Raw genomic sequence first — 12435 nt, forward strand, 5'->3', positions numbered from 1 at the left:
TATAAAATTAGATCAACTTGATCAATTAAGCTTTTTGCTTTATTAATACCTAAGTTTTCAATTAAATCATCAGTTGTATGAATCCCTGCTGTATCTAAGATATTTAAAGTGATGTTATCAATGTTAATGGTTGTTTCAACAACATCTCTTGTTGTTCCAGGAATATCACTTACAATTGCTTTTTCTTCATTAGCTAAAGCATTTAATAATGTTGATTTACCAACATTTGGTTTACCAATGATTAATACTTTAATCCCTTTATTAATTGGTAAATAACGTTTTGATGATTGAACAATTTTAGCTATTTGTTTGTGTAATTGCTCTAAACTAGTTTTTAGTTTAATAGCATCAACTTGTTCAACATCATCATATTCTGGATAATCAATATTAACTTCAATTTGACCAATTAATAAAAATAATTGTTCTCTAAAATTACTGATCGTTTTAGAAACCTTACCAAGTAAAGCGCCAACTGTTCCTTTTGCTGCTAGTTCATTTTTAGCATTCACTAAGTTATTAATCGCTTCAATAGCTGATAAATCCATTTTTTTGTTTAATAAAGCTCGTTGAGAAAACTCCCCACGTTGAGCTGGTGTTGCCCCACTTTTAATTAATAACTTAATAATCATATTAGCAACTACCACACCCCCGTGACAGTTGATTTCAATTAGATCTTCACCTGTAAAAGTTTTGGGACCAACAAAAGTATTAACTAATACATCATCAATTACTTCATTATGATCAATTATTAAAGCTCGTTGAATCTTAAAAGTTTCTTTTTTAATTTCTTTATTAGTTATTTTATTAACGATTTGAAAAGCAGCTGGTCCTGAGATCCGAATAATATGAATAGCACAGTTCATCGGAGCTGTTGATAATGCAACAATTGTAGTCATTTTATTTTCTCCAATTCATTATGTTTCACAATAAAGTAAAAAAGACATTTTTATTAATAAGTGCTTTATTGTTTTTATTAGCTAGATTCAATAAAGCTTCTTTTTGTTTAATACTTAGATCTAAACTAAGAAGTAAAGAAATTAAATAATTAATCATTAAAGCACTAAAGTCTTTAATGATATCAACAAACTTAAGTTGATCTAATAAATTAGTATTATTAACAAAAACATTAAAACAATCAAATATAACCTTAATAGATGAGCTATTAATTAATTCATCTAGATCTTCTAAATTAGTAAAAATAGTTTTTAAGTCTAAGTTATAAGTATTATATACTTCTAGTTGATTAAGATATTTATTAAATGTTTCATAATCAGCTTTTAGCTGAATTAAATTACATCTACTTCTTAAAGTTAATAACACCTTATTAACATCTTTGCAACTAAAAAAAGCAAAGGTGTTTGATGGTGGTTCTTCAACAAATTTTAATAATGAGTTTAAAACAATTTTAGATGCTTGTTCGATGTTTTTAATTAAATAAAATTTAACATCAATACTTTCAAGTCCAGGATTATTAAATCGATTTTGTAAATCGATTAAATCTTGTTTCTTTAAACTAGCTCCATCCAAGATTACAAGATCTAAATATTGATCATTATTGATCTTATTAATGTATAAATCAAGATCATTATTAGTTTTTGTTTTGATTACTTCAATCAATTGTTCTTTTAAATAAGCAATTTGATTAGCTGCTTGATTTAAAATCAATAAATTAGCATGACTAATCATTAACTATTCTCCTGTTGTTTAATGATCTTTGCTATTTTTTTAACAATAAAGTTAACAACTGATTCAAAATCTAAATTAGCATTAACCATAATGATTTCAGCATTATGGTTATAAACTGGATCATATAAAATCTTAGGATAGTTTTTTAATAAATTAAAATAGAATTCTTTTTTCTGGTTATCAAATGAATTAGTATCGATTCTTCGATCGATTCGTGCCATTGCATTTTTGTATGAAATATCAAAATAAAAAACATAATCAATGTTGATTGATTGAACAGCTGCTTGATTAATTAAGCGAACATTTTCTAAACCAACATTTTGAGCTATTCCTTGATAAAGATATGATGAGTAAATAAATCGATCACAAATCACTACATTATCATTTACTAAGTTTGGTTTTAAAACTTTTTGAATGTGTTCGTTTCGACTTGAAGCATATAAATAAGCACAAGTTGTAGGAGCAAAATTATCGATGTTTTCAAGTAATAATGATCGAATACTTTCTGCACTAGTACAATTTTCTCCGCCTGGTTCACGAGTTATGATAATTTTACGTTTTGTTTTTGCTTTTAAACGTTTGCTAACAGCATATAAAACTGTACTTTTCCCAGCACCATCAATTCCTTCAAAAACAATAAATAAGGGTTTTTTATTCGTTTGCTTCTTGTTCAATAAAATCACCCTCTGATTCTTCAACTTCTTCGTTTTGTGTTTGTTCAACTAATCGATCATTTAAATAATCTAATACAACTTTGGAAAAAAGATCTGGTTCTTCAACAAATGGAATATGTCCAGATTTATAAAAAGTATAAATTTGTAAATCTTTAGTTTTAGCCAGCTTTTTAGCTGCTGTTTTATAATCAATCAACTGATCATTTTTTGAGTTAATTAACAATGTAGGAACTATTAAGTTGCTTTGAGCATATTTAAGTCGTTTATGTGTTTCAGATGAAAAACCCATATTAAGTAATAGTTTTCATAAATATTTTTCTTTATTTTGACTTGAAGGAGTAATTTCAGGTCTTGTTTTAGGGTGAGTAATAAAATTGTTTCGATAATCAAAATAAATTTTCTTAAGGGCTTTATCTGGATGCTTTCTTGCAAACCAAGGTAATAGTGCATAAGCACCTAATATCTTTTTATTAAAACCATAAAAGAATGGACAAACAACAATTAATTTTTCAACTCTTGTAATCAAAGCTTCCGCAAGCATACAAGCAATTGCTCCACCAAGTGAATGACCTAATAAATAAAATTTCTTAAGATCTAATTCATGAATTAGATTGATGATAGCATCTGCAAAACTAATCGGATTTAAATCTTTTTCATTAACTACTTTAGTATAACCATGTCCTGGTAAACAAATGAAATAGCAATCATATTCAATGAAATAATCACTAACTAAATAAAAATAACTTGGTAAAGCATTAAAACCATGAATAAAAATAATATTACCTTTTTTGTTTTCACTTTTAGCTGGTTCAAAAAAGTAGTTAATGTGTTGGTTTTTAATTAATTCCATTCTATTACTCCTCATATTTAATAATCAATAAAGATATTATATTTTTAATTATCTTTAATTAGTTGTTTTAAATCATTTATTAAATCATCTAATTTATCAATTGTTTCTAATATACACCCTGCTGCTAAATTATGACCGCCCCCATTATATTTTTCAGCTACTAAGCGAACAGGATATTTAGAACTTCTTAATGAAACTTTATAAAAACCTTTTGTATCATCATAATAAGTAATAAATCAAATCTTAATTTCTTTGATATTACTCATTAAATAGACTTTATCACTTCAACGTTTAAAGTGAAATTGATCATCCCAACTATCTTCAACTTTAATATAACCAACGCCTTCATCAACTTGTAGTTGATTTAACAAGAAAGTATCAATTTTTAAATCTTCTAGATTTCGTTCATAAAGTTGTAAATAAAGGTCATGGTGTTTTACACCATTTTCAGCAAATCAAGCCATTAATTGATAAGTTCGTGCACTTACTTTATCATAAAATAATCGATTTGAATCAGTTGTTATTCCAAGTAATAAATAATTTAATGTTTTAATGTCGTAGTTGTAGTCTTTTTGGTTCATTAATCCTAAACCAATCATCTCACAAGCTGCAATTGAATTATCATCAATATAACTAACTGTTGTAAAAGGGGTTGTTTTAACATGGTGATCAATTAACATTGTTTTTTTACATAAATGATTTAAGTTACTTAAAACTCGCTCATCATTAGCTGTATCAACAATGAAACCAACAGAATCTTTTACATACTGTTCATCGACTTCTTCTTTATCAAATTCAAACAAGTTTTTAAAATGTTTTTCATGTTGGTTATGAATACCAACAATTTTAACTTGCATGATTGCTGTATTTAATCTAAGGATTCGAGCTAAAGCAAAAGCACTTCCTAATGCATCAATATCAGGGTTCTGGTGAACAAAAATACTAATCTTAGAAGCTCCATAAGTAAACTCAATAATGTTTTTAATTAGATCTTGATACATAAAACTACCCTAACTTAATTTTAGTAATTTCTTTATTGTAAACTAGATCACAAATATCATTAATTACTAATGATTCTTCTTCTAGTGATTTAGCAACAGTTTCTTTTGGTTTAGTAACCGGATTTTTAGGAGCAAATAACGAACATGAATCACAATAAGGAAGGATTGATGTTTCATATGTTTTAAACTTGATAGCTAGTTCAATAATTTCATTTTTATCATAAGTTAACAATGGTCTAAGTAATAGAAAATTATCAAGTACATTAGCTATTGTTTGCATACTTTCAAGTGTTTGTGAAGCTACTTGCCCAAGTGCTTCTCCAGTTACTAAAGCAGATGCGTTAGTTTCAATTGCTTTTTGTTTAGCAATACGCATAAAATAACGACGCATAATAGTAATTCGATAAGCTTCTTTTGAGATGTGAGCAATTTCATCTTGAAGTTTAGTGAAGTTGCAAACATATAAATTTGATTTACACAACTTGTTATTCTTAGTAATGATCTTAGCTAATTCAATTGTTTTATTTAATGCTTCAACACTTGTGTGTGGGGGTGTTATAAAAGTAATGAAATCAACAGATAAACCTCTTTTCATTACTAATTTAGCAGCAACTGGTGAATCAATTCCCCCAGATAATAAAACTAAAGCTCTTCCATTTGCTCCAACTGGTAATCCGTTCGCTCCTGCTACTTTTTGATTATAAATAACAGCACAATCATTTTTGATTTCAACACGAACTAATAAATCAGGATTTTTAATTTGAACCTTTAAATTATGATTATGTGCTAAAACATGTCCACCAATCTTATGTGCTAATTCCATTGAATTTAAAGGAAAGTTTTTATTACTTCGAGAAACATCAATTTTAAAGGTTTTGTTTTTAGCATTAATTAACATACCAAGTGCTGTTTTTTTGATGATTTCTAAATCTAAAGCAACTTCAGTTGCATAACTAATACTTTGGATACCAAAAACATCAACAAGTTCGTTAATGATTAATTCAGCTGTTTTATCATCTTTGATGTTTTTTAATTTTAAATTATCATAGTTAACTTCATATTCTAAACCATCAAAATCAGCTAAAGCTAGTTTGATGTTTTTAGTTAACACTTTAACAAAATCTTTTCGATTCTTACCTTTTAGTGTTAGTTCACCATATTTAATGTAAATAATTTTGTTCTTTATTTGTTCGTTCATATGTTAAATCACTTTAAATCTGTATCAGTTAACTCAGGACTAATTCCTTTGATGATATGTTCTTCATACCAATGTTTAGCATCTTCTAAAATCTTGCTGAAATCTTTTAAATTAATTTCATAATCAACAATTATAATTTCGTTTTTATTAACATCAAAGTCATATGGATTCATATAATCTTCAACAGTTAAAAAAGCTATACCAAAAACACCTTTTGTAATGTTACGTAAATAACAATATAAGCCAAGTTGTAATTTATAGTCTAATGGGATTTCAATTTCTCCATTACTCTTAAATCATTTTTCTCTTTTTTCGTTTTCTTTTTTAATAATTGGATAGTTTCTTTTATCTTTTTGTAAGACTAATACTTCATCAACGATTTTGAATTTAAAAGAATCAATTGAAGTTGTTTTAATTTCTAACATTGGAGCATGTGGATATAATAATTCTCCATTTTCATCAACTGGTTCACCATCAGGAATTCCACCAAAGATTTTATTATCAGTAAAAATATCTCATTTAATTTTTACTGGATCATATTGTCTAAATTTAATGTTGAGTTTTTGTTCAACATAATCTTTAATCTTAGGTTCAATAATATTACCAGCATCTGAGTAAATTTTATCAATATCTTCTTTATAAATCTTTACCATTTGAGCTCAAGTTTTAACTTGATTAGAGTAATCACTAACACTAAGAATACTCCCAATTCTTGAACCTGTGATCTTAGAAAAAGTATGTTTAAAATTAGCTAAATATTCTTTACTTAAAACAATTCTGTTGCCTTCTAATTTGAAATCAACATTAACTTTCTTGATGAATGGCATTTTAGTCTCTTTCTAGCATCTTATGCATTTAGATTTAGAATAGCTTAATATAACATTATATAATAATATAAGTAAGTATTTGGAGGTAATAGTTTGGAACATAATAAATTTGAACAGCAACTAGATTTTTATAAAAATAGTTTAAAAACTAATGAAAAAGTTGAAAATATCTTTGAGAACGAACAACTAAAAGATAAGATTACTAAATATCGTGGAATTGGTTTAATTGCTTGTTTAGTGCTTTTTGTAATTGGTTTTGCAATCTTGATTGGTGGAGCTTTTGTTAATAAAGAAAAAGCAGTTGATCAAACAATACTACTAAACCCACCTGCTCTTGCTATGGTAATTGTTGGTTTATTATTTTTTCTTTTTATTTTGATTCCTTATTTTATAATTGCAAACAAAAATGAAAAAGTAATGCAAGAGTTCATTAACAATAAGTTTAACCAAACAATATTAATGAATTTTTTCCGTTATATCTCCTCATTTATTAATTCGTTAACTTTGCTTAGATTTGAAAAAAAAGATGATATTTACACTTTTTATTTCAATTATGAAAACCAACAATTACAACTTGATCTAGATCAACAAAAAAACCAAATTGCTTTATATGACAATGATAAAAAGTTAATAAAGATGTTAGATCATGAAATCAAGTTTGATTTTGATCTTTTTGCTTTTAAAAAATTAGCTGCTGGGTTTGCTAAAAACTTTATCATTGATACAATTGATTTTATTAGTGTTCAAATCGATAACAAAGCATATACTTTACTAACTGCTTTTAATAAACTATATACTGCACCAAGGGATTAGATCATATGAGTGGTGTTAAAAAAGATAAAGAGATTGTCGTATTTAATCAACAATTAAGTGAAAGACAACAAAAAGTCCTTAAAGCAATTGTTGATGAATATACAGCAACAGCTGTCCCTGTTGCTTCAAAAAACCTTTTATTAAAGTCTGATTTTTCTAATTTATCATCAGCTACTATTCGTAATGAAATGGCTGTTTTAGAGCGTTTTGAACTAATCGAAAAACCACACACAAGTGCAGGACGTGTCCCTTCAATTAAGGGTTATAATTTTTATAATGAAAATCTAACACAAACCCCAATTGATAAAAAAATTAAAGACCGTTTAAAAAAGATTTTATATCAACGTGAAGCTAGTATTGATGTAATTTTTAATGAATCAGTTAACATCATTAACGAAGTAACTAATTTACCAGCTGTTATAAGTGATGGGTATGATAATGAATTATTAAAAAGAATTGATTTAGTAAGAACTAATGATCTAGTAGCTATTGTTTTATTAGTAACATCTAAAAACCGAATCATCCACCATAGCATCAATCTATCTCCTAATGTTCGGTTTGAAGATCTATCAACATGTATTAATGTTTTAGATGAACGTTTAGTAGATACACCATTATGACAAATCAAAGATAAAATGAACTCTATTAAAGATATCATTCGTAATAAAGTTCATGCTTTTGAAGCCTTTATAGCTGAGATCATGGAACGGATCTTTGATTTTTATTCTAAGAAACCATCTTATTCAATGACTCATGTTGGTGTAAAATATATAATGAAACATGCTGAATTTGAAGATCAAAAGAAATTAGAAGAAATGTTAAATTTACTAGAAGATACTAGTGTATGAGAACAAATTTCTTTAACTAAAAAAATCCATGGTTCTACTAATATCACTTATGGGGATAGCTTTGGTAAAGAAGGGTTTGCTATTGCTTCAACCCAAATCCAACTACCTGAAGGTAGTAAACAATTATCAATTGTTGGACCAACAAGAATGGATTATGCCAAAGTAAAAGCTTTATTAGATTTTATTAAAGCTGAACTTGAAAAAATAGCAGGAACTAAACAAGATGGCAACAATTAAACACTTAAACAAAGGTTTTAAAATCGCTATTAAACCCTTAGAGCATGTTTTTAAGAAAATCTCTTTAAAACATTATCAACTAATTCACTACCGATTTAAAGCCTTTAATCGATACTTATTAGCTTCTGTTTATTTTGCTTCTGAGCAAATGTTTCAATATTTTAATGCCCCTTTTGCAGTTAAGTTCTTTGATCAAACCAAAGTTATTTATGAAGACTTAATAACACATCATCTTGATGATGATGTTTTAATATCTTACACCCATCAAATCATTGATTTAATAAACCCAAGTTCACAACAACTCTATAATGAACTTAAAGATAATTTTTATCATTATCTAGCATTTATTAATGCTAATGCTAAACTTAGTGAACTTAACTATAATGACCCATTATATTTTGATCTAGCTTGTTATCGCAACAGAGAATTCATTGATTGTGTTAAAAACCTAAAAAGTCATTATGGTCTTAATATTGATTTTTTAATCAATTTATTAATTATGCAAACAAATTAGGATTGTTTTATGTCTAAAGATAGAATCCGCATCAAATCCAATATTAATACAAAACCAAACAAAGAAGAGTTTCAAGATACCAGTTCATTAAAAATAGGTGATCCAGTAATGGTTCACGCTTATAAATATAATGGCTGATTATATCGAACCTGATCAAATCCAATTGTTGTTCACAACAGTGATGATTTACTAATTTTATGTTCAACAAAAAGTCAAGTAATCACAAGTGAAGAAAACACTTTTCGTAACTTCAACTCTTATACAAAAAGAACTAGTTATTGATTCTTTAATAAGGATGATTGATTTAATACAATCATCAGTATTGATAATGATGGTATTAAAACCTATATTAATGTAGCTAGTCCTTTTATTTATGAACAAAGAGCAATTAAGTATTATGATTTTGATTTAGATTTTAAAATCGGAGCTGATGGTTCTTGAAGAGAAGTTGATATTGATGAGTTTTTTGATAATACTGTTAAATATCAATATCCCCCAGCTTTAATCCATAAAATTGTTGTTGAAGAACAAAACATTATCAAAAAAATCAAAAACAACCATTTTAAAAACCTAATCTCTAAAGAAGCTCTTCTTAAACTTCATTGTGAAACAAGTAATAACATTACTAATGCTCTTAATAATATTAAAAAACCTAAAAATAAACATCATTACAAAAAACGTCGTAACTATTACAAAAAGAAAAAGAATATAAAACAGAATGAACAAAAGACCCCTAACCGAAAACGAAAAGAAACACATTAAAAAATACTTTGATGATATCTTATTAAAAGTTAAAGAAGCAAAAGAGCATAAGGATTATTCTTATGCTTATGATTTATTATCTTTAGAATTCAAAAACCCATTAATAGATATCCCAACATTAGAAAGATTTCAATCTGAAGCTAATGAAATCATTCGTGAAGCTGAAATGGAATGAATCGAACAAAACGAAGCTAAATTCACTAAGAATGATTATTATAATCAAATTTATAACCTTAAAACAAACTCTTTATCAATCCATTGGTTAGAATTCTATATTTATAAATTTGTTAATGAGTTTAATGAAGTAGATATTGCTTTTTTAGAAAGTCTTTTTAAAAACAAAGTTATTAAACCATCTGATAAACTGCAAGCTTTTGATTTATTAGTAGTTAATAATATTGATATAGAAGTAGAATACTATAATTCTTTTTTTAATAAAAGTATGAAACTAAAACCAAACCAGGAGTTTGAAAACTTTTATCAAGTATGAGAACAAGTTGGTATTAATAATATTGGAATTGCTTTTGAACAATATTATTATGAACATATTAAAGACCAAGAAATCTATAACTTACTAACTCATTTATCAGCTTTTTGTACAAACACTTATTTCCCTTTTAATAGTTCAATATCATCAGATCAACTATTTAAATTAATTGATACTTTTACTAAATCAATTTTAGAAAACAAAAAACTTAAATGAGATCATGTTTTAAATGAACAAGAAAAAGAGTTTGTCTCTGTTCTTGAGCTTGCAATGATAGCTGATCAAGAAGAGTATTTAGATGATGAAGAGTTTGATGAAGAATAGTTAATAGGGTTTTTAGATATGAAGAGAACAAAAAACAACACATTGCTGTGTTGTTTTTTGCATACGGTATTTGTGCTCTACTTAAAGAGCTATTTATTTTAAATGGAGCAGATGACGGGAATCGAACCCGCGTCTCGACCTTGGCAAGGTTGCGTTCTACCATTGAACTACATCTGCATAAAATACCTATATATTATAATTCATTTCCATATATTATATTCATTTTTTTATTTTTAGTATATTTAGACCAATTAAAAAATCTGGATTATGTATAATTTAAAATATACATTAGAGGTGTTGATATGGAACAAATCGATATCCAAGAAAAAGAAAAAACCGAACAAAAAACGGGATTAAATAAAGAAAAGATTCAACAACTAATTAGTGATCCAATTAATGGATATTATGCTGAATTTAATTCTAGTATTGATGATAAATTAGCTGCTATTGAAGATAAAATCACAGCTGAAAATAAAGAACAAGTTGAAAAAACAGAATTATTAAAACTAAAAATTAAACAAATTAAAAGTGAAGTTTCTAGTCGTTATAAAAGTGATGGAATTTTAGGTAAAAAGGTAGGTAATATCTTTATTATCATTGCTTGTTTTATCATCATTGGTTTTGCTTTATTACCGATTTACTTTAAAAACAAAAAAGTAATTGAAGATTACAATATATTTGCTGCTAATAATCAAAAGATAATTAATGAAACAAACGAAGAAAAAGCCCGAATTATCTTTAAGGTAATGGAAAAAGTGACTCCTTATAAATTTGCTCAAGAAATCTTCTGAGCAAATGGTTTAGAACTTTGTCCTACACCTAACTTAGCTGTTATAGAAACAATGAGACTTCCTACTCATAAACAAGGACAAATTGTTGGATTTAGCAACTGTTTAAATGTTCGTTTTAAAAGTACAGACTGTTTCTTAGCTAACTATAAAGAATTTTGAATTGATACAGTAAGAACTAGTGCTTCAATTGTTGTAACTATTAGAGATGAAGATCGAGTTGAAAATCACACCCTTGTTGCAACTCATGATGAACCAACACCAAGAATTGATGTTCGTAATTGATATGTACAAAAAACAAACTTCAAACCTGAATTTAGTTTTACAACTCACGCACAAACAATTAAAAAACGTGATAAATCATTATTCTCTAACCATGAGTTCTCAATGCGATATGGAATCGGAGGAGGAAAACATAGTTTAGATATTGAACAATCTTTATATGAATACTTCACTCCACTTGCACAAGAACAATATTTAGATTGAGCAAGAGTATCAGCTGATAATACCATTTATAAAAAAGGTGATCACCTTCTAACACCAGCAAACGATACAGCAGATTTAGCTTACTACTTTACAAAACACCCACCGTATAGATTTTCAAGTTTACTAAAAACTGAACACAACGACACATTAGCTGATAATATTAAACTTGCTTTAGCTAAAACTAAATTATTAACTTCTGAATTCATTAGAAACTTTGTTTATATTAACTTAAGCCCTGTTATTTCTCGTGAATGATACCATAACGATAATAAATATAGAATTGGTAGTAATTATATTTTTGAAGAATATAACCAACCAACTAATTACATATCAAACACATTAGCTGAAAAATTCACAAACCTAGAATTATTATCATTAGAAAATCCATCAGATGTTGATTTCTACTTTGTTCATGAAAATAAGAGAACAAACTTTGGAGTTAATGTTTTTGATTTAAAATTAGTAACATACATTACTCATAAACGAATTGATCCTGTAACTGTTTATTTTAGAGGAAGAAGTTATGTTATTAATGTTCCTTATGTGGAATATGAAGAAAAACCAATTTCAATGCGTTTATATGCAGTACTTGAACAAAAACCTAAAGAAGCAAGTACATTCTTCACTTGATCTAGATATTTAGATAATTCTATACTTGCTCAAGAACCAGAATTAATTGAAGAACTAACAGCTTATCTTAATGAAGATGAAAAACCTAAAAAAGAAGTTCTTCACCAACACATTAAACAATTACATAGCATTATGAATAATGCACATATTTCATTTGATCACTTCAACTTCATTAGTGATGATGATGGTTACTTCTTATTAGTTAATAACGACGATAACAAAATTAAAGATGATCTAGAACATGAAATTTGTTCATGAATGCGTAAAGCTTCATTCTAATTAATTATTAACATATCAAAAGACTTGTAGT

13 protein-coding genes and 1 tRNA gene are annotated in these 12435 nt (G+C 27.0%); 6 read left to right on the plus strand and 8 right to left on the minus strand.

Annotation, left to right across the window (positions count from 1 at the left end; genetic code table 4):
• The 7 genes from mnmE to UDIV_RS02415 all read right to left on the minus strand — a co-directional run.
• A partial coding sequence (gene mnmE / locus UDIV_RS02385; RefSeq protein WP_038102844.1) for a tRNA uridine-5-carboxymethylaminomethyl(34) synthesis GTPase MnmE occupies positions 1-896 on the minus strand: 896 nt, incomplete at its 3' end.
• Between the two features lies 1 nt (position 897).
• Complete coding sequence (locus tag UDIV_RS02390) at positions 898-1686, minus strand: hypothetical protein (RefSeq protein ID WP_038102846.1); 789 nt, start codon at positions 1684-1686, stop codon at positions 898-900.
• Positions 1686-2360 carry a dTMP kinase gene (gene tmk, locus UDIV_RS02395; protein ID WP_051749461.1) on the minus strand — a complete coding sequence of 225 codons (675 nt, stop codon included), beginning with the start codon at positions 2358-2360 and terminating at the stop codon, positions 1686-1688. The genes UDIV_RS02390 and tmk overlap by 1 nt, the downstream gene beginning before the upstream one ends.
• On the minus strand, positions 2338-3210 hold the full coding sequence (locus UDIV_RS02400) for an alpha/beta hydrolase (RefSeq protein WP_038102848.1): 873 nt from the start codon (positions 3208-3210) through the stop codon (positions 2338-2340). The genes tmk and UDIV_RS02400 overlap by 23 nt, the downstream gene beginning before the upstream one ends.
• A 44-nt stretch (positions 3211-3254) precedes the next feature.
• Positions 3255-4211, minus strand: coding sequence for a DHH family phosphoesterase (locus tag UDIV_RS02405; protein WP_038102849.1), 957 nt, complete (start codon positions 4209-4211; stop codon positions 3255-3257).
• A gap of 4 nt (positions 4212-4215) precedes the next feature.
• Positions 4216-5409, minus strand: coding sequence for a tRNA uracil 4-sulfurtransferase ThiI (thiI, locus tag UDIV_RS02410; protein WP_038102859.1), 1194 nt, complete (start codon positions 5407-5409; stop codon positions 4216-4218).
• Complete coding sequence (locus UDIV_RS02415) at positions 5394-6236, minus strand: MPN551 family DNA-binding protein (protein ID WP_038102861.1); 843 nt, start codon at positions 6234-6236, stop codon at positions 5394-5396. The genes thiI and UDIV_RS02415 overlap by 16 nt, the downstream gene beginning before the upstream one ends.
• Positions 6237-6329: 93 nt before the next feature.
• On the opposite strand from UDIV_RS02415, the gene UDIV_RS02420 reads away from it, so the two are divergent.
• From UDIV_RS02420 to UDIV_RS02440, 5 genes are read left to right on the plus strand one after another with little or no spacing between them, the layout of a single operon-like run.
• A complete protein-coding gene (locus tag UDIV_RS02420; protein WP_038102863.1) occupies positions 6330-7049 on the plus strand; it encodes a hypothetical protein in 720 nt (239 codons plus the stop codon).
• Between the two features lie 5 nt (positions 7050-7054).
• On the plus strand, positions 7055-8134 hold the full coding sequence (gene hrcA, locus UDIV_RS02425; protein ID WP_038102866.1) for a heat-inducible transcriptional repressor HrcA: 1080 nt from the start codon (positions 7055-7057) through the stop codon (positions 8132-8134).
• Positions 8121-8648, plus strand: coding sequence for a hypothetical protein (locus UDIV_RS02430; RefSeq protein ID WP_038102868.1), 528 nt, complete (start codon positions 8121-8123; stop codon positions 8646-8648). The genes hrcA and UDIV_RS02430 overlap by 14 nt, the downstream gene beginning before the upstream one ends.
• A 9-nt stretch (positions 8649-8657) precedes the next feature.
• Complete coding sequence (locus tag UDIV_RS02435) at positions 8658-9410, plus strand: DUF402 domain-containing protein (RefSeq protein WP_231428085.1); 753 nt, start codon at positions 8658-8660, stop codon at positions 9408-9410.
• Positions 9367-10221: a DUF3196 family protein gene (locus tag UDIV_RS02440; RefSeq protein WP_038102870.1), complete on the plus strand. Its 855-nt coding sequence runs from the start codon at positions 9367-9369 to the stop codon at positions 10219-10221. Before UDIV_RS02435 ends, UDIV_RS02440 begins: the two co-directional genes overlap by 44 nt.
• Positions 10222-10324: 103 nt before the next feature.
• Here the strand turns inward: UDIV_RS02440 and UDIV_RS02445 are convergent.
• Positions 10325-10398: transfer RNA gene (locus UDIV_RS02445), tRNA-Gly, on the minus strand.
• A 125-nt stretch (positions 10399-10523) separates the two neighbouring features.
• On the opposite strand from UDIV_RS02445, the gene UDIV_RS02450 reads away from it, so the two are divergent.
• Positions 10524-12404: a hypothetical protein gene (locus UDIV_RS02450; protein WP_038102872.1), complete on the plus strand. Its 1881-nt coding sequence runs from the start codon at positions 10524-10526 to the stop codon at positions 12402-12404.
• Positions 12405-12435 lie beyond the last annotated feature (31 nt).

It is taken from the genome of Ureaplasma diversum NCTC 246 (assembly GCF_000731915.1).
GTDB classification, from domain to species: Bacteria; Bacillota_I; Bacilli_A; order Mycoplasmatales; family Mycoplasmoidaceae; genus Ureaplasma; species Ureaplasma diversum.